The 16,927-nt window shown below is 64.2% G+C and carries 19 protein-coding genes; 11 read left to right on the forward strand and 8 right to left on the reverse strand.

The genetic code is table 11. From position 1 onward, the window contains the following. The 6 genes from AC0L3D_RS00005 to AC0L3D_RS00030 form a co-directional block, all read left to right on the forward strand. Positions 1-750: phosphomethylpyrimidine synthase ThiC (locus tag AC0L3D_RS00005; protein ID WP_473642588.1), on the forward strand; the 750-nt coding region annotated here is incomplete at its 5' end. After that, positions 747-1,748 (forward strand): glycine oxidase ThiO, encoded by a 1,002-nt coding sequence (gene thiO, locus AC0L3D_RS00010; RefSeq protein WP_473642590.1) that lies wholly within the window; start codon positions 747-749, stop codon positions 1,746-1,748. The genes AC0L3D_RS00005 and thiO, both read left to right, overlap by 4 nt. After that, positions 1,717-1,914, forward strand: coding sequence for a sulfur carrier protein ThiS (gene thiS / locus AC0L3D_RS00015; RefSeq protein WP_023801373.1), 198 nt, complete (start codon positions 1,717-1,719; stop codon positions 1,912-1,914). Before thiO ends, thiS begins: the two co-directional genes overlap by 32 nt. Positions 1,915-1,918: 4 nt before the next feature. Further along, complete coding sequence (locus tag AC0L3D_RS00020; RefSeq protein WP_128172631.1) at positions 1,919-2,692, forward strand: thiazole synthase; 774 nt, start codon at positions 1,919-1,921, stop codon at positions 2,690-2,692. Beyond that, positions 2,689-3,294: a thiamine phosphate synthase gene (locus tag AC0L3D_RS00025; protein ID WP_473642592.1), complete on the forward strand. Its 606-nt coding sequence runs from the start codon at positions 2,689-2,691 to the stop codon at positions 3,292-3,294. The genes AC0L3D_RS00020 and AC0L3D_RS00025 overlap by 4 nt, the downstream gene beginning before the upstream one ends. Continuing rightward, positions 3,285-4,049, forward strand: coding sequence for a hydroxymethylpyrimidine/phosphomethylpyrimidine kinase (locus AC0L3D_RS00030; RefSeq protein WP_128172630.1), 765 nt, complete (start codon positions 3,285-3,287; stop codon positions 4,047-4,049). Before AC0L3D_RS00025 ends, AC0L3D_RS00030 begins: the two co-directional genes overlap by 10 nt. A 116-nt stretch (positions 4,050-4,165) precedes the next feature. Here the strand turns inward: AC0L3D_RS00030 and AC0L3D_RS00035 are convergent, their stop codons facing one another. The 7 genes from AC0L3D_RS00035 to AC0L3D_RS00065 form a co-directional block, all read right to left on the reverse strand. Continuing rightward, the gene (locus AC0L3D_RS00035; RefSeq protein ID WP_473642594.1) at positions 4,166-5,134 is read right to left on the reverse strand and encodes an ABC transporter ATP-binding protein; all 969 of its coding nucleotides are present in this window, start codon (positions 5,132-5,134) and stop codon (positions 4,166-4,168) included. A gap of 2 nt (positions 5,135-5,136) precedes the next feature. Continuing rightward, on the reverse strand, positions 5,137-6,144 hold the full coding sequence (locus tag AC0L3D_RS00040; RefSeq protein WP_473642596.1) for an ABC transporter ATP-binding protein: 1,008 nt from the start codon (positions 6,142-6,144) through the stop codon (positions 5,137-5,139). 2 nt (positions 6,145-6,146) lie between these two features. Further along, on the reverse strand, positions 6,147-7,064 hold the full coding sequence (locus tag AC0L3D_RS00045) for a dihydrodipicolinate synthase family protein (protein WP_128247497.1): 918 nt from the start codon (positions 7,062-7,064) through the stop codon (positions 6,147-6,149). Positions 7,065-7,083: 19 nt separating this feature from the next. Beyond that, positions 7,084-7,986 (reverse strand): ABC transporter permease, encoded by a 903-nt coding sequence (locus AC0L3D_RS00050; protein ID WP_473642598.1) that lies wholly within the window; start codon positions 7,984-7,986, stop codon positions 7,084-7,086. Continuing rightward, positions 7,986-8,945 (reverse strand): ABC transporter permease, encoded by a 960-nt coding sequence (locus tag AC0L3D_RS00055; protein ID WP_473642600.1) that lies wholly within the window; start codon positions 8,943-8,945, stop codon positions 7,986-7,988. The genes AC0L3D_RS00050 and AC0L3D_RS00055 overlap by 1 nt, the downstream gene beginning before the upstream one ends. Before the next feature lie 82 nt (positions 8,946-9,027). Further along, on the reverse strand, positions 9,028-10,614 hold the full coding sequence (locus AC0L3D_RS00060) for an ABC transporter substrate-binding protein (protein ID WP_473642602.1): 1,587 nt from the start codon (positions 10,612-10,614) through the stop codon (positions 9,028-9,030). 40 nt (positions 10,615-10,654) lie between these two features. Then, positions 10,655-11,404, reverse strand: a complete 750-nt coding sequence (locus AC0L3D_RS00065) for a FadR/GntR family transcriptional regulator (protein ID WP_023801363.1) — start codon at positions 11,402-11,404, stop codon at positions 10,655-10,657. Between the two features lie 109 nt (positions 11,405-11,513). Here AC0L3D_RS00065 and AC0L3D_RS00070 point away from each other — a divergent pair, with 109 nt between their 5' ends. The 5 genes from AC0L3D_RS00070 (at position 11,514) to AC0L3D_RS00090 (ending at position 15,287) form a co-directional block, all read left to right on the forward strand. Further along, positions 11,514-12,485: a Gfo/Idh/MocA family protein gene (locus AC0L3D_RS00070; RefSeq protein ID WP_473642603.1), complete on the forward strand. Its 972-nt coding sequence runs from the start codon at positions 11,514-11,516 to the stop codon at positions 12,483-12,485. After that, positions 12,482-13,477 (forward strand): Gfo/Idh/MocA family protein, encoded by a 996-nt coding sequence (locus AC0L3D_RS00075; protein WP_023801361.1) that lies wholly within the window; start codon positions 12,482-12,484, stop codon positions 13,475-13,477. The genes AC0L3D_RS00070 and AC0L3D_RS00075 overlap by 4 nt, the downstream gene beginning before the upstream one ends. Then, positions 13,467-14,420, forward strand: coding sequence for a dihydrodipicolinate synthase family protein (locus AC0L3D_RS00080; protein ID WP_473629603.1), 954 nt, complete (start codon positions 13,467-13,469; stop codon positions 14,418-14,420). Before AC0L3D_RS00075 ends, AC0L3D_RS00080 begins: the two co-directional genes overlap by 11 nt. Positions 14,421-14,532: 112 nt before the next feature. After that, entirely contained in the window at positions 14,533-15,018 is a 486-nt protein-coding gene (locus AC0L3D_RS00085) for an HAD family hydrolase (protein ID WP_473642605.1), read from the forward strand. Then, positions 15,000-15,287 (forward strand): HAD-IA family hydrolase, encoded by a 288-nt coding sequence (locus AC0L3D_RS00090; protein ID WP_473642607.1) that lies wholly within the window; start codon positions 15,000-15,002, stop codon positions 15,285-15,287. The genes AC0L3D_RS00085 and AC0L3D_RS00090 overlap by 19 nt, the downstream gene beginning before the upstream one ends. A 39-nt stretch (positions 15,288-15,326) precedes the next feature. Here AC0L3D_RS00090 and AC0L3D_RS00095 read toward each other — a convergent pair whose 3' ends face one another. Continuing rightward, positions 15,327-16,859 (reverse strand): FAD-dependent oxidoreductase, encoded by a 1,533-nt coding sequence (locus AC0L3D_RS00095; RefSeq protein ID WP_473642609.1) that lies wholly within the window; start codon positions 16,857-16,859, stop codon positions 15,327-15,329. Positions 16,860-16,927: the final 68 nt, after the last annotated feature.

Genomic DNA, 16,927 nt, shown 5'->3' on the forward strand with positions numbered 1-16,927 from the left:
GTGTCGTTCTCGCTCGGCGACGGCCTTCGTCCCGGCTCGATCGCCGACGCCAACGACGCGGCGCAGTTCGCCGAACTAGAAACGCTCGGCGAGTTGACAAAGGTCGCCTGGGCCAAGGATTGCCAGGTCATGATCGAGGGGCCGGGCCATGTTCCGATGCACAAGATCAAGGAGAACATGGACAGGCAGCTCGAAGTCTGCGGCGAGGCGCCCTTCTACACGCTTGGGCCGCTGACCACCGACATCGCACCCGGCTACGACCACATCACCTCAGGCATCGGCGCGGCAATGATCGGCTGGTACGGCACGGCGATGCTCTGCTATGTCACGCCCAAGGAGCATCTCGGTCTCCCCGACCGCAACGACGTCAAAACGGGCGTCATCACCTACAAGATAGCCGCGCACGCCGCCGATCTCGCCAAGGGTCATCCGACGGCGAAGGTCAGGGATGACGCCCTTTCCCGCGCACGCTTCGAGTTTCGTTGGGAAGACCAGTTCAACCTGTCGCTCGACCCCGAAACCGCGCGCTCCTTCCACGACGAGACTTTGCCGAAGGAGGCGCACAAGCTGGCGCATTTCTGCTCGATGTGCGGGCCGAAATTCTGCTCGATGCGCATCTCCCACGACATTCGGGCCGAGGCACAGAAAGAGGGCATGGCGGCGATGGCCGCGAAGTACCGCGAGGGCGGCAATCTTTATATGCCGGTGGACGGCGAACCGCCCATGCCGAAGATGCCGGAGCCGTCATGAGGCTGCTGGTCAAAGGGGCTGGCGTCGCCGGCCTCACCGCCGCCTTCGAACTCGCCGCCCGCGGTGCTGCGGTAACCATTGCCGAGACCCGGCATGGCCTTGGCGGCAACGCATCATGGATGGCCGGCGGCATGCTGGCGCCCTGGTGCGAGCGCGAAAGCGCCGAGCAGCCGGTGCTGGATCTCGGACGCGATGCCGCCGACTGGTGGGATGCGGTCCTGCCGGGTCATGTCACGCGGGCCGGAACGCTCGTTCTGGCAACGCCGCGGGATGCGGGCGAACTCGACCGGTTTGCAAGCCGCACGTCGGGTCATCGGCGGATCGACGAAGACGAAATCGCGCTCCTGGAACCCGATCTCGCCGGCCGCTTCCGTCGCGGGCTGTTCTTCCCGGGCGAAGCCCATCTCGACCCACGCCGTGCAATGGCGGCGCTGCATGAAAAACTCGCCGGAAGCGGCGTCGAGTTCCGCTTCGGAATGGACTCCCTGCACATGACGGGATTCGACCGCGAGATCGACTGCATAGGAATGGCGTCCAGCGATGAAAGGCTTCGCGGCGTTCGCGGCGAGATGCTGATCCTGCGTACACCGGACATCTCGCTGTCGCGCCCGGTCAGGCTGCTGCACCCGCGTTTGCCGCTCTATCTGGCGCCGCGCGCCGACCACCATTTCATGGCGGGTGCAACGATGGTCGAGAGTCTGTCCACGGAGCCGGTCACGGTGCGGGCGATAATGGAACTCCTGAACGCCGCCTATTCGGTTCATCCCGCCTTCGGCGAGGCCGCGATCGTTGAGACGGGCGTCGGCATTCGCCCGGCGTTTTCCGACAACCTGCCGCGCGTCGAAGCGCATGGCAGGACCGTCGCGATCAACGGGCTCTACCGCCATGGTTTCCTTCTGGCCCCCGCCATGGCGCGCCGGGCGGCCGACCTTGTTTTCGATTCTGACAAACCGGTGGAACTTGCTGATGAAACTGACGGTCAACGGCGAAGCGCATGAGATCACCGCCGCCACCCTGGCGGAGCTTCTCGCAGCGCTTGACTACGAGGGCAACTGGCTTGCAACGGCCGTGAACAGCGACCTTGTGCACGCGACTGAGCGGGCGCTGTTCCAGCTGAAGGACGGCGACCGGATCGAAATTCTCTCACCCATGCAAGGAGGTTAGTAACGTGATCGAGCTTTACGGAACCAAGCTTCCGTCGCGCCTGCTTCTCGGCACCGCACAGTACCCCTCGCCCGCCATTCTTGCCGATGCGGTCAAGGCATCCTGCGCGTCCGCGGTGACCGTCTCATTGCGCCGCGAAATGGCCGGCGGCAAGGGTGGCGAGAAATTCTGGTCGCTTATCCAATCGCTGCGGCTGCATGTCCTGCCCAACACCGCCGGTTGTCACTCCGTCAAGGAAGCCGTCACGACCGCAAATATGGCGCGCGAGGTCTTCGGCACGAACTGGATCAAGCTCGAGGTGATCGGCAATCATGACACGCTGCAGCCTGACGTCTTCGGCTTGGTCGAGGCCGCGCGAATCTTGTGCGACGACGGCTTTGCTGTATTTCCTTACACGACGGACGATCTCGTCGTCGCCGAGCGATTGCTGGAAGCCGGATGCAGAGTGCTCATGCCCTGGTGCGCGCCGATCGGTTCTGCGCTTGGACCGGTAAATATCACCGCGCTCCGCTCGATGCGCGGCCATTTCCCGGATGTCCCGCTGATCGTGGATGCGGGCCTCGGCCGCCCATCTCACGCGGCTCTCGTGATGGAACTCGGCTTCGACGCGGTGCTCCTCAACACGGCGGTGGCCAAGGCCGCCGATCCGATCGGCATGGCGCGCGCGTTCGGCAAGGCGGTCGATGCCGGCCGTGAGGCCTATCGCTCCGGCCTGCTCGAGCCGCGCGACCTCGCCGTCCCATCGACGCCGACAATTGGCCGGGCAGTCTTTCAATGAGACTCGATCCTTTTTATCTGATCGTCGATAGCGCCGCCTGGATTGAAAGGCTGGCGCCGCTCGGCGTCAGGCTGGTGCAGCTTCGCGTCAGGAACCTCGCCGAGGCTGCGTTGCGCGCCGAGATCCGCAAGGCGAAGGCCTTGTGCGCCCGATACAAATGCCAGCTCATCATCAATGACTTCTGGCGGCTGGCGATCGAGGAGGACTGCGATTTCATTCATCTCGGACAGGAAGATCTGCAAGCGGCGGACCTTACCCGGATAAGGGCTGCGGGTCTCCGTCTCGGCCTCAGCACGCACGACCATCTCGAACTCGAAACAGCCCTTGCCGCCAGACCGAACTATATCGCGCTCGGCCCAGTCTATCCGACCATCCTGAAACAGATGAAATGGGCGCCGCAGGGGCTCGAACGGCTTGGCGAATGGAAGCGCCGGATCGCGCCGACACCTCTGGTCGCGATTGGCGGCCTCAATCCCGACCGGATCGAGGGCGTCTTCGGTGCCGGTGCGGACAGCGCCGCGGTAGTGACCGACATCACATTGGATGCCAATCCGGAAGCGCGAACGCGCCAGTGGATCGAAAAGACGAGCCGATGGCGTTGAGGCGCGAACCGCATGTGCTTGTCGTCGGCGGCTCGGACTCCAGCGGCGGCGCCGGCATAGTCCGCGACATTGAGACGATCTCCGCCCTCGACTTGCGCACCTGCCTTGCCATTACCACCGTGACGGTGCAGACGCATGAAGCCGTCACGCAAATCCACAATTTGCAACCCGGTCTGGTGGCCGATCAGATGCGTGCCGCGCTGCAAGCCAATGCGGTCGGGGCGATCAAAATCGGCATGCTCGCGACGGAGCAAACCATCGTCGCCGTCGCGGATGTGCTGCGCCAAAACCCACAGATACCGGCAGTCATCGACCCGGTGCTGGTCTCTTCTTCGGGTTGGCCGCTTCTGGACACAGGCGCTATCGGCGTCCTGAAGCATGAACTCATCCCGCTTTGCCGTCTCGTCACACCCAACCTCATCGAACTGGCTGTCCTTGCCGGCTCAGACCTGGCCATCGACGAGGACGGCGCATTGCAACAAGGTCAGAAATTGCTCACCGCCGGATTGCAGGCCCTGCTGATCAAGGGCGGCCACGCCGCGGGGTGTCGATCGACGGACATCCTGCTGCGCGCCGATCAAGAGCCCATCCGCTTCGATGCGCCGCGTCTTGGCGGATCGATGCGCGGGACGGGTTGCGCGCTGGCCAGCGCCATCGCCGCGCACCTGGCAAACGGAAGCCTGCTTGAAGACGGCGTGCGCAAAAGCAAGCTGTTGGTTTTCGAGAAGCTTCGGAAATCGATCTCTCGGGATTGAGGCGGTTGAGCTTGGCGGGGGCTTTTCTGGGCAGCAAGCTGGCGGCCGGTTCTTCGCCTTCCTTCGGAGAGTCTCTCAGACAGCACGCGAAGTAAATCGCCTTGTCGGGTCTTGTCTCAAGCGATGTCGTCGCGAATGCAGGCCTTCAAATGGCCATCGGACGTTGTTGCCCGTAATGGCGGGACGATGCCGGCGCAAGCGTCGAGGGCAACCGGGCAGCGGGTTCGGAAAACACACCCGGTCGGCGGATTTGCCGGGCTTGGAATGTCGCCCTTCAGCACCTGCCGGCCTTGCCTGGCCAGCGGGTCGAGCGACGGAATGGCCGAGAGCAGCGCGCGCGTATAGGGATGCTGCGGCCGGGCATAGAGCGCGGCAGCAGGCGCGACTTCCATGATGCGGCCGAGGTAGAGAACGATCACCGTGTCGCAGATATATTCGACGACGGCCAGGTCATGCGAAATGAACAGCATGGTCAGGCCGAGCCGGACCTGCAGGTCGCGCAAAAGATTGATGATCTGCGCCTGAATGGAGACATCGAGGGCAGAGACCGGCTCGTCGGCGACGATGAATTCGGGTTCGAGCGTAAGCGCCCGGGCGATACCGATGCGCTGGCGCTGCCCGCCCGAAAATTCGTGGGCGTAGCGATCATAGGCGTCGACTGGCAACTCGACAGCGGCAAGCGCCTTCTCAGCCTTCGCCCGCCGCTCGCGCCTGCTGCCGATGCCCTGAATATCCAGGCCTTCAGTCAGGATCTGACCGATGGTCATGCGCGGCGACAGGCTGGCGAACGGATCCTGGAAAATATACTGCATCTTGCGGCGCTGGCGGGCCAGCGGCCCGGCGCTCAGCTTGGTGATATCGACGCTGGCAAACCTTATTTCGCCGGACGTCGGCTCGATGAGACGCAGCACCGAGCGGCCGATCGTGGTCTTGCCCGACCCGGATTCGCCGACGAGGCCGACCACTTGGCCGCGCGCGATGTCGAAGGAAATATCGTCCAGCGCCCTAACGACAGGACCGCGCGAGAACGCCGTCGGCGAAAAATGCTTGGTCAGGTTCCTGACTGAAAGGAAGGGAGCGTCCACTGTCAGAGATCCTCCCAGCGCAAACAGCGGCTTTGCTGGGTCGACGTCGCCGCGAACAATGGCGGTACAGCAGTGCGGCAGGCATCGACAGCCAGGGCGCAACGCGGCGCGAAAGAGCAGCCCTTGGGCAGCAAGGCAAGCGATGGAACATTGCCGGCGATGGTCGGCAGCGGCGTTCCTGCTGCCTTGAGCGTGGTGGCTTGGCCAAGCCGCGGCACCGAACGCATCAGCCCGGCGGTGTAGGGATGACGCGGACGGTTGAACACCTCGCTCACCGGACCCGATTCCACGATGCGCCCGGCATACATCACCGCGACCCGGTCGGCGATCTCGGCAACGACGCCGAGATTGTGCGTGACGAATAGAATGCCCATGCCGCGTTGCGCCTGCACCGCGGCCAGCAGGTCGAGAATCTGGGCCTGGATAGTGACGTCGAGGGCGGTGGTCGGCTCGTCGGCGATCAACAAAGTCGGATCGCACGACAAGGCCATGGCGATGGTGGCGCGCTGGCGCATCCCTCCCGACAGCTCATGCGGGTATTGCCGCGCCCGCCGATCAGGGTCGGGAATTCCGACCTGAGCCAGCAGCCGCACGGCATCAGTGGCCGCATCACGGTGCGATCTGCCGAGATGGATGCGGATCGGCTCGGCGATCTGTTCGCCGATGCTGTAGACCGGATTGAGGCTGGTCATCGGCTCCTGGAACACCATGCCGATGTCGTTGCCGCGCACCTTGCGCAGCGACTCGGGATCGAGGCCGGTCAGTTCGGTGACCGTGCCGTCCCTGCGCCGCAGCGCGATCGAGCCCTCGGCAATGCGTCCGACCTTCTTCGGCAGCAGGCCGATGATCGACAGGCTGGTGACCGACTTGCCCGATCCCGACTCGCCGACCAGCGCAACCGTCTCGCCCGAACCTATCACCAGGTCGACGTCCTGCACGGCGGCGATGTCGCGTCCGGCGATACGGAACACCGCTCGCAGACCGGAAATCGAGAGGATCGGAGCGTCCACGGTCAGCGCAGCAAGCCGACGTCGCGAAGGATGATGTCGACCTTTGCGCCTTCCTCGTCGTTCAGGCTGCGTTGCGGCCGCGCCATGGTGTTGGAGGCGATGATGCCGAGGCTCCTCATCGCGGTCTTGAAGGCACCGACCCCGGCCGAGCCGGCGCTCGTCCTGCCGAGCGAGATCCAGACGATCTCGAACAGCTTCAACAGCCGCTCCTGCTCCAGGCGGGCCTCGGCGTGCTGACCCGCCTGCATCAGGTTCCACAGCCTGACGTAGCCGTGCGGGTCGACATTGGCGAGGCCCGGCACGACCCCATGCGCGCCCATCGCAAGCACGCTGTCGACCAGGATCTCGGACCCGGTCATGCCGAAAAAATTCGGGTCGTTGGCCATGTCCTTGAGCACATAACGCAGATTGCCGTCGTCACCGCTGGAATCCTTGATGCCGGCGATAACGCCCTCGCTGGCAAGGCCGACGGTGGTCTGGCGCTCCAGCTTGACATGGACGCAGACCGGGATGTCGTAGGCGATGATCGGGATGTCGACTGCGTCCTTGATGTAGCGGAAGTGATCGCCGATCTCGGGCTGGCTGGTGCGGGCATAGAACGGCGCGGTGACCACGACGGCGTCAGCGCCGGCCGATCTGGCTGTCAGGGCGTGGTTGATGACGCGATCGGTTGTCGGGTCGATGACCCCGGCGAAGATCGGAACGCGGCCATTGTTGACCTTGACCGCGTGCTCGATGATGGCCCGGCGGCCGGCCTCGTCATGGAAGACCACCTCGCTGGTCGAGCCGAGCACGAACAGGCCGTGAACGCCGCCGTCGAGCAGGTTTTCGATGGTCCGCGTGAACGACGCAAAATCGACACTGAGATCGGAATGGAGTGGGGTGACGACGGGTGGCACGACACCGGTGAACAGGGGCATTTTTTCAAAAACCTTCAGGTCAGTTGAGATCGGAACGAGGGTCGAATGCATCGCGCAGGCCATCGCCGATGAAGTTGATGGCCAGCACGGTGAGCACGAGTACGGCGCCGGGAAACATCCATTGCCAGGGGTATTGCTCGAGCACCACGGTGGAGCGGGCGAGATTGAGCATGTTGCCCCAACTGGCTTCGGGCGGTGCGATGCCGAGGCCGAGGAAGGAAAGGCCGGCTTCGAGCAGAATGGCATTGGCGATCTGCAGCGTGGCGTAGACGACAAGAATGTCGATGCAGTTCGGCAGGCCGTGGCGGAACAGGAGATGCGGCAGCCCTGCCCCCATGCCACGGGCGGCGACGACGAAGTCGCGCTCGCGCAGCTCGAGCAGCCGGGCGCGCACCATGCGCGACAGCACCGGCCAGGAGAGCAGTGAGATCACCAGGATGGTCGGCGCGATGCCGGTGCCGGCGATCGAAGCGAGCACGAGCAGGAAGATCACCGGCGGCAGCGTCATTGCGAGGTCGACGAAGCGCATCACCGTGCCGTCGACAAGGCGCCCGCCGAAGCTGGCGACAGCGCCGACCAGGAAGCCGATGACGATCGAGATGGCGACCGAGCAGACGGCGACCAGCAGCGAGATCCGTCCGCCCTGCAGCAGCCGGGCCATGACGTCGCGGCCGACGCCGTCGCTGCCGAGCCAATGAATGGCGGACGGCCCCTTGTTGATCGCCCTGAGATCGATGGCGTTGGGGCTGAACGGCCACCACAGGGAATAGGTCGAGACCGCCAGCAGAATGGGGACGACGATAAGCAGACCGGCGCGCGCCGCACGATTTTCAAAGAACCGGCCGAGCGCGTGGCGAAGCGGTCCCTTGGTTTGCGGCCCGGCTGTCGGGTCGATTGTCGGAGCTGGTGCGGTGATCGTCATCACGACACCTGGATGCGCGGGTCGACGACGGCATAGACGATATCGGTCAGGAGATTGACCAGAATGACGCAGATGCCGATTACCAGAGGGGCGCCCATGATCACCGGGTAGTCCCTTGTGCCGACGGCGTTGACCAGCAGCAGGCCCATGCCCGGCCAGTTGAACACGCTTTCGAGGAAGATGGCGCCGCCGATCGCTATGCCGACCGTCGACCCGATCAGGGTGATGACCGGTAAAAGCGCATTGCGGGTTGCATGCTTGATGATCACCCAGAATTCGCGCACGCCCTTGGCACGTGCGGTCCGCACATAGTCCTGGTTGAGTACTTCCAGCAGCGACGCGCGCATGTAGCGCATGATCAGCGCGGCGTGTCCGATGGACAGCAGGCAGGCGGGCAGGACCAGGTGCGCGAGCACGTCCGCTACGGAAAAAGGGGCGCCGGCGGTCTGCATGCCGCCTGATGGCGCCCAGCGCAGCAGCACCGAGAAAAAGTACAATCCCAGAAGTGCCGTCAGAAACGCCGGGCTGGAGATGCCGACGAAGGAAACCACCGACAGCGCGATGTCGGGCAGCGTGTTACGGCGGACGGCGCTGAAGATGCCGGCGGAAATGCCGAGCACGATGGCGATGGCCAGGCCGGTGCCCATCAACAGCGCGGTCGGGCCGATGCGCTCCATGACCAGCGGCAGCACGCCAACGCCGCTGCGCTGGATCGAATAGCCGAAGTCGCCGCCGAGCGCAGCGCGAAGCCAGGCGAGGTATTGCACGGGAAGCGGCTGGTCGAGCCCAAGCCGGTCGCGCAGGACTTCGAGGTCGGAAGCCGACATCGGGCTGGACGGATTGATATAGGCATCGATCGGATCGCCGGGCGCCAGCCGCAGCAGGATGAAGATGAGGACGCTCAGGGCGACCAGCATCAACAGTCCTGTAGCGCTGCGGCGGGCAATGAAACTCAGCATTGGCTGTCCGTGGCGATGGTGAGCGGAGCCGGCATCGTGCCGGCCCGTATCATTGGTGGGTCGGAATGGCCCGCCAGCCGTTCTACTGGATGTCCCAGCGTTCCGGGTGAGCCGCATAAGGACCGCCGCCCGGCGCCGGCGTCCAGACAAAGTCACGCAGCTTGTTGGAGGCTACGCCATAGCGGTTGGCCACCCATAATGTCGCCCAGGGCAGATCCTTGTTCATCACCTTGCAGACTTGCTGCCAGGATTGGTCGATCTTGGCCGGATCGGTCTGGGCGAGCGCAGCGTCCAATGCGGCGCTGAGATCATCGAACTCGATGCGCATGGTGTTGAAGCCTGCCGGCGGAATCTGGGACTTGTTGAGACCCGGGCTGATGCCGGCCGGATTGGGACCGTTCTGCAGGCCGGCATAGACCATCGCAAACGCGTTCCAGTCCGGCGTGCCTTCCTCGTAGACGATGCCGTTATAAGTCGGCGTATCGACGACGCGCGGCACCACATTGATCCCGACCTCGGCCAGCATCGACTGGATGGCAGCCATCACGTTGGCGGCTTGCGGCGAGCCGTAATAGGTCAGCAAGGTGATCGGCTTGTCGCCGTTGATCTTGTCCCACCCCGCCTCGACAAGCAGAGCCTTGGCCTTGGCCGGATCATAGGCATAGGCTTCGAGACCTTCAGGAAGCAGGTGCGGCGCGACGTAGCCGCAATTGGCCGGTTTGGCCGCGCCGCCATAGAGGCTCTCGATGATGGCATTGCGATCGATCGCGTACATGATCGCCTGGCGCACGCGAACATCCTTAAACAACTCGACCTTCTGGTTGAGGCCGATGTAGTTGACCACATAGGAGGCGCCCTCGATCACCTTGAAATTGCTGTCGCTCTTGAAGGTTACCGCGTCGTCGGGCTCGACATAGGTGAACTGGATTTCGCCGGCGCGCAGCGCCGCAACGGCCGCCGCCGGGCTCTCGAAATACCTGTTGATGAGCACGTCGACCTTCGGCTTGCCGCCGCGATAGTCGTCATCCGCGGCCAGTTCGACATATTGATCGCTGGCATAGCGCTTGAACTTGAAGGGGCCGGTGCCGACCGGCGTCGTGGACCACCATGTGCTCGTGGCCAGCGTTTCCGGCGGCATCGCGGCCAGGGCATGCTCCGGCAGGATCATCACCTGCGAGAGAATCGACAGGAAGGAGCCGTTGGGCTTCGACAATTTGACGACCACGGTGCGATCGTCCGGCGCGTCGACCGACGCGATGTCGCCGAGGCGCGCGGCAAACAGGCTGCCGGACGCCTTGTTCCTGGCGAGCTCAAGCGTGAACTTGACGTCCTTGGACGTGAACGGCTTGCCGTCGTGCCAGCTCTCCTGGGCAAGGTTGAACGTGTAGGTCAGCTTGTCGTCGCTGACCTTGTGGTCCTTGGCCAGATCGCCTTCGAGTTCGGTCAGTTCGGCGTTGTAGATGACCAGCGGTTCAAAATAGGTGCTGAGCCAGGTAAAGCCGCCGGTCGCAGCCAGCGGATTGAAGTTCTTGGGAAAGCCGCCGGGGCCGACATCGAAGCCTCCGGTGATGGTCTTGGCGCCCTGTGCCTGGACGCTGGTGGCAAGGCTAATGCCGCCGAGCAGCAGCCCGGTAATGGCCAGATGACGAGCTATAGTTCTGATGCGCATGGTTTCCTCCCTTGGCATTGTCAGGTAGTTCGGCGTTGGGTCAGGTAATCCGGTTTTTGGCGATCACTTGCTGAATACCCCTGTAGTGGTCGTCGAGGCGCTCGCGCGCCCGGTCGACGTCCTTGGCGGCGACCGCCTCGACGATCTCGTGATGGTCGCGCCAGGTCGCCAGCGGCGTCGGATTGTCGAGGCTGGTGAAATTCGAGGCCTTGTTGAACGCCACCCAGAAGATGTCGATCAGCGCGCTCAACATGTGATTGTTCTGGCAGCGGAACAGCAACTGGTGGAATTGCTGGTCCTCTTCGGCAAAGCTCTCCTGGCGCTCGGCGCGCCGCCGCATGCTTTCGGTCAGCTGGCGCAGCGCGGCGATGTCTTCGGCGCTGATCATCTCGATGGTTTTTGCGATCAGGCCGGTTTCAAGGACACGGCGGATCTCGCGCAGTTCCTCGACGTCGCGTAGCGAATCCTGCAGGCCGTATGCCAGATTATCCAGCAACGGCTTGAACGAGAATTCCTTGACGAACACGCCAATGCCGCGACGCGTCTCCAGAATGCCGATCGACTCCAGTGCCTTGATCGCTTCGCGCACCGAGTTGCGGCCGACGCCGAGTCGCTGCGCCAGGAAGGTCTCCGGAGGCAAGGGGTCGCCCGCCTTGAGCTGGTTGCTCTGGATATATTTCCTCAGGCTCTCCTGCACGCTGACGTGAAGCAGCGGCGGTCGGGCCAGCGGTTCGATCGATTTTTGGTCCGGGTTCAACTTGGGTTCCGAGCTCAACTTGGGTTCCGGCATTTTTCTCCCAGCGCCGCTGAATTGCGGCCGATGGCGCGTCGCGTAGCGGTCGATGCTTGTAGCATAGCGACTTGTAGGATATCCTGCAAGCAAGAGGATTACACGCTGAATGAAGATCGTCCTGGCCGGCTCAAGCCATTGGCACGCCGAAATGCATCTCGACGCTGCATGTTTTTGCGGCGCCGAGATTGCCGGCATTTGGGATGAGGACGCGCAGCATGCGCGCGCCTTCGCGACGCGCCATCATTTGCCGTTCATCCCCGATTTTGCGAAAATCCTCTCCGGCCCGCCGGACGCGATCCTGCTGATGGGACACCCTTCGACGGTGCCGGCGCGGGCCCGTGCCGTGATCGAAGCCGGCATACCGCTGATCCTGGAAAAGCCGGCGGCCAGCAGCACCGCAGCGTTGGCCGCGCTCAGCGAGTTGGCGAGGCAGCACCAGGCCTTTGTCAGCGTTCCCCTGCCCAACCGCTTTGGGCCGGCCGCCACTGCCTTTGAACGGCTGCGCAGCCAAGGCCGCGCCGGTGCGATTGCGCATTGCCAGTTCCGGCTGGTCAATGGCCCGCCGCAGCGCTATGCGGCCGACGGCGTCGCCTGGGTGGCGGATCCGGCGATCGGCGGCGGCGGCGCGCTGAGGAACCTCGGCATACACGGCGTCAATGCCGCGCTCGGCCTGGCAACCGGCGCGCTCAGGCTAAAAACCGTTTCGATCGAGAACCGCATTCACCGCGCCCCGGTCGAGGACCATGCGCTGCTTGTGCTGCAAGACGCTGCCGGAGCGTTGTTGGTCGTCGAGGCCGGATACACTTTTGCTTCGATGCGCCCCGGCGGCGATTTCGAATGGCGTATCGTCAGTGAGAATGCGACCCTCATCGACTATGGCGAGCGCGCCTTCTGTGCGACGCTCGACGATGGCGCTATCATCGAATTGCCGATCGAATTGCCGGCGACGCGCTACCGCCTGTGCATGAGCGACACGCTCGACCGGCTGGCTCGAAAAGCGCCGCCGGCGACTTCGATCGATGACTATGTTGCGGCGATGTCGCTGATCGACGCCGCGTATGAAAAGGCAGGACGATGATTGGAATAGGTATTATCGGAGCGGGCGATTTCGGCGCCGCCCATGCAAGGGCAATCAAGCAGTTACAGGGCCTGCATCTCGTCGCATCGTGCCGCGGGAACAACGATGCCCTGGCCGCCTTCACCAGCGAACATGGTGGTCGCGGCTACACCGACTGGCGCAAGCTGCTGGACGACAAGGAAGTCGAGGCAGTCCTCATCGCCAGTCCTCACCATCTCCATGCCGAAATGGCGATCGGCGCGGCGAACGCCGGCAAGCATATCATGCTCGAAAAACCGATGGCGCCGACGGCGGCGGCCTGCGATGCGATCAACGCCGCCGTGGCCGCCGCTGGCGTCAAGCTGATGGTCGCCCATCTCATGCATTTCGCGCTGCCTTGCATGGCGGCCAGGCAAATGCTTGAGCAAGGAACGCTCGGCCGGCCGCTCGTCGGCTCGAGCTGGATCATCAAGCTGTGGATGGAGCACAATCGCCGCGACTGGCATCTGCGCAAGGCCACCGGCGGCGGCATGCTGTTGACGGCCGGCATCCATGCGCTCGACCGCCTCGTCTGGCTCATGGATGACGACGTCGTGTCGGTGAGCGCTATGCTTGGCGCCATGTCCCATGATCAGGAAGCCGACGACACCGCCCTGCTCGGACTGCGCTTCGCCGGCGGCGGGCTCGGCCAGGTGCAGAGCGTCGGCTATCGCAATGGCGCGGCCGGCTACGTCATGGACCTGGTCTGCGAGCAGGCAACGCTGCGCATCGACATGGACCGCGGCACGATGCTTGGCCGCGACACGGCCTGGACCGACCTGCCCGGCTCGTTCGAGCCGAACTGGATGCATGCCGCGCTGGTGCGCGAATGGAGCGCGATGCGCGATGCCATTGCCGACGACAAGCCGGTGCCGGTCGACGGCGCCTATGGCCGCAAGATCATCGCCATTATCGAGGCCGCCTTTGCGTCGAACGAAACGCGCCGCGAGCACGAGATCGCCGATGCGCCCTGAGCTCGACGATCACCCGAGCCACTTGCCCGCAGACGCGCCGCGCGGCGTCTGGGGCGCGGTGATGCTGGCCATCGACGATCGCGGGGCAATCGACTGGGAAGCGACGGAGGAAACGATCGCCCGGCTCTGCGCATCAGGCGTCGACGGCATCTATTCCAACGGCACGGCCTGCGAATTCCACTGCCAGACCGAGCCCGAGTTCGACCGGCTTTGCGCCCTGGTGGCCGCGATTGCCGGCCGCGCGCGCCTGCCCTTCCAGATCGGCATCAGCCAGTCCAATCCGCGCGTCGCACGCGAGCGGCTGATGCGGGTGTCGGCGCTTCGTCCGGCCGCGGTGCAATTCACCTTGCCCGACTGGTGGCCGCCCAGCGACGGCGAGGTCATGCGCTTCGTCGGCGGCCTGTGCGAGACCGCGCCCGACATGCCGCTGGTGCTCTACAATCCACCGCATGCCAAGCGCCGCCTGACGCTCGAAGGCATCGCCAGGCTGCGTGCAGCGGTGCCGTCGCTGGTCGGCGCCAAATTGCCGGGCGGCGACGCCGGTTGGTACGCCGACATGCGCCGCGAACTGCCGGGATTTTCGGTCTTCGTGCCCGGCCATACGCTGGCGACGGGATTTGCCCAGGGAGCGCATGGCAGCTACTCCAACGTCGCCTGTCTTAGCCCCAAGGGCGCGGTAATGTGGTGGCAGACGATCCGCACCGACGTGGCGGCCGCTGCCGAGGTCGAGACGCGCATCCAGGCCTTTCTCGCCACCCACGTACTGCCCTTTCGCGCTCGCTATGACGTCAGCGATGCGGCGCTCGACAAAGCGATGGCGGCGGCCGGCGGCTGGGCGCCGCTTGGCCCGCGACTGCTCTGGCCTTACAGCTCGGTCCCCGACGAGGCGATCGCGACGCTGGCCGAGGCCGCACGCATGACCTTTCCCGAATGGTGGCAGTGACCTCGGCTATCGCATGTGCCTGCCCCCTGATCCAAGGGGAACAACCATGGCCTGTTCCGGATTTGACGCCTGACAGACTCGTGGTCATGCTGGACCGATGACAAGAGGTGTATTGCTGGACCTCGCAGGCGTCATCTATGATGGCGACACCGCCATACCAGGCGGGATCGACGCCGTCACGCGTTTGCGCCAGGCCGGCTTGGCCATACGCTTCATAAGCAATACCACGCGCTCGTCGAAACAGAGCGTTCTCGAACGTCTGCAGGCGATGGGACTCACCGTTACCGGGGCAGATGTTTTCACCCCGGCGCACGCTGCACGCGATTGGCTGCTTCGCAATGGCCGAGCGCCATATTTGCTGATTCACCCCGGCCTTGCGCCGGACTTTTGCGAACTGCCGGATCGCGACAAGCGCGCCGTCATCGTCGGCGATGCCGGAGACGCCTTCACCTATGCGGCGTTGAATGACGCGTTCCGCGAGCTGAGCGCCGGGGCCGAATTGCTGGCCCTTGCCACCAACCGGACGTTCGGGATGCCGACGGCGAGCTCAGCCTCGATGCCGGGCCATTCGTCGCGGCATTGGAATTTGCCTCGCTGAAACGCGCAACCGTTCTCGGCAAGCCGTCGTCGGAATTCTTTCTGTCGGCGCTGGCAAGCATGGACTGTCCGCCGGACCAGGCGATCATGGTCGGCGACGACGCCGAGGCCGACATAGCTGGCGCGCTAAGCGCCGGACTGTCGGGCGCATTGCTGGTGAGGACCGGCAAATACCGGCACGGCGACGAGAAACGGTTTGATCCGCGCCCGACCGCAACCGTCGCCGATCTCGCGGCGGCGACCGACTGGATCCTTGCGCGCCGGGACTGAACCGGCCGCACAGCGTGCGCTTCGCTCGAGATATCCGGGCTAGGTCGTCTGGCGCTCCATTTCCACCTCGGCCCCCAGACTTTCGATGTCGCGGAAGATCGAAGCGACAGCCAGCGTGCGCCCTTCGCGCTTGAAGCGGAGCAGGCAATCCCTGGCAACGATGTCGCCATCGATCGCGATCTCGTCCCATTGCACGGCATGGCCGACATAGTTGATGGGAACATCGTAGTGCTGGCTCCAGAAGAACGGCACGGCGAGGAACTTCTGGCGATGGCCGAGCATGTTGAGGGCCGCGGTTTGCCCCTGCCGCTCGGCAACCACCCAATGCTCGACCCGAATGTTCGCGCCACTGTGAGGATCCGGCCACCGCGCAATGTCGCCGGCCGCGAAGATGCCTGGTGCGCTCGTCTCCAAAAAGGCGTTTACGACGACACCGCGGTCAAGGGTGAGCCCCGCCGTTTCGGCAAGCCCTGTCCGCGGTCGCACGCCGATGCCGGCGACGACGAGATCCGCCGCCAAAATATCGCCACCGTTGAGTTTCACCTCGCTGGCGTCGATGCTGCTCGCAGTGTCCTCGAGATGGAATACGACACCATTCTCCTCATGCAGGGCGCGGATGAAGTCGGCCATTTGCGGACCCATGATCCGTTCCATGGGCCGTTTTTCCGGCGCCACGACATGAACTTCGATCGAGCGCGACCGCAGCGCCGCGGCAACCTCCAGGCCAATGAAACTGGCGCCAAGCACGACGGCGCGGCGCGCAGTCGTGGCTCGCTCGATGATCGCCTTGCAGTCTGCGAACGAGCGCAGCGTGTGAACATGTGGCTGGTCGGCGCCTTGTATGGTCAGGCGAACCGGTTCGGCTCCGGTCGCCAGGAGTAGCCTGTCGTAGGCAGTCCGGGCCCCGTCCGCGAGCACAACCTCGCCAGAACGCGTATCGATGCTGGCGACATCCGCATTGAGGCGCAGGTCGATGCCGTTCTTCGAATAGAAGCTTTCTCGGCGCAGCGGAATCCAATCCTCCGGTGCTTTGCCGGCGAGGTAGTCCTTGGAAAGATTGGGCCGATCAACCGGCGGCGCTTCGTCGTTGCTGAGCATGACAATGCTGCCTTGATAATGTTCGCGCCGCAGTGTTTCTGCCGCCGCGAAACCTGCGGCGCCGCCACCGACAATGACGATTTTTTCGGGAGCCTGGCTGGAGCCGCCAGGGCGCGGATTGGACACCGTCCGCTTGCGTTTCTCGCCCACGACTATCCGATCATCGCGTTGTTCCACCGACCAGCACGCGAGTGGACTGAAAGCAGGGGCGCGCAAGGCCTCGCCTGTACGCAAATCAAAACACGCGTGATGCCAGGGACACCGGACGGTGTCTTCCGCCACAAGACCGTCGACGAGCGGCCCGCCATAATGTGTGCATGTCGCGCCGATGGCGAAGATCTCGGCCCCGCGGCGCACCAGCAGCACCGGCTCATCGCCGCAATGGCCGAGGAGCTTTCCGCCGTCGGCAAGGTCGGATAACGTGATACCCTCGACCAGATCCGGCCCGGTTGGTTTGGCATGATCTTCAGCCATTTTCCTCTCCCTTGGCGCGATCCAGAAGATCGCCTGTACGGCCGAGAAGCGGGAAATCGTCAGGTCAC

It is taken from the genome of Mesorhizobium sp. WSM4837 (assembly GCF_055811435.1).

Excerpts from the sequence above, each read along its gene's own strand:
- AC0L3D_RS00060 (WP_473642602.1), bottom strand. The coding sequence starts at position 10,614 with ATGCGCATCAGAACTATAGCTCGTCATCTGGCCATTACCGGGCTGCTG.
- AC0L3D_RS00025 (WP_473642592.1), top strand. The coding sequence starts at position 2,689 with ATGAGACTCGATCCTTTTTATCTGATCGTCGATAGCGCCGCCTGGATT.
- AC0L3D_RS00050 (WP_473642598.1), bottom strand. The coding sequence starts at position 7,986 with ATGACGATCACCGCACCAGCTCCGACAATCGACCCGACAGCCGGGCCG.
- AC0L3D_RS00045 (WP_128247497.1), bottom strand. The coding sequence starts at position 7,064 with ATGCCCCTGTTCACCGGTGTCGTGCCACCCGTCGTCACCCCACTCCAT.
- AC0L3D_RS00055 (WP_473642600.1), bottom strand. The coding sequence starts at position 8,945 with ATGCTGAGTTTCATTGCCCGCCGCAGCGCTACAGGACTGTTGATGCTG.
- AC0L3D_RS00065 (WP_023801363.1), bottom strand. The coding sequence starts at position 11,404 with ATGCCGGAACCCAAGTTGAGCTCGGAACCCAAGTTGAACCCGGACCAA.
- thiO (WP_473642590.1), top strand. The coding sequence starts at position 747 with ATGAGGCTGCTGGTCAAAGGGGCTGGCGTCGCCGGCCTCACCGCCGCC.
- AC0L3D_RS00075 (WP_023801361.1), top strand. The coding sequence starts at position 12,482 with ATGATTGGAATAGGTATTATCGGAGCGGGCGATTTCGGCGCCGCCCAT.
- AC0L3D_RS00070 (WP_473642603.1), top strand. The coding sequence starts at position 11,514 with ATGAAGATCGTCCTGGCCGGCTCAAGCCATTGGCACGCCGAAATGCAT.
- AC0L3D_RS00080 (WP_473629603.1), top strand. The coding sequence starts at position 13,467 with ATGCGCCCTGAGCTCGACGATCACCCGAGCCACTTGCCCGCAGACGCG.
- AC0L3D_RS00030 (WP_128172630.1), top strand. The coding sequence starts at position 3,285 with ATGGCGTTGAGGCGCGAACCGCATGTGCTTGTCGTCGGCGGCTCGGAC.
- AC0L3D_RS00095 (WP_473642609.1), bottom strand. The coding sequence starts at position 16,859 with ATGGCTGAAGATCATGCCAAACCAACCGGGCCGGATCTGGTCGAGGGT.
- thiS (WP_023801373.1), top strand. The coding sequence starts at position 1,717 with ATGAAACTGACGGTCAACGGCGAAGCGCATGAGATCACCGCCGCCACC.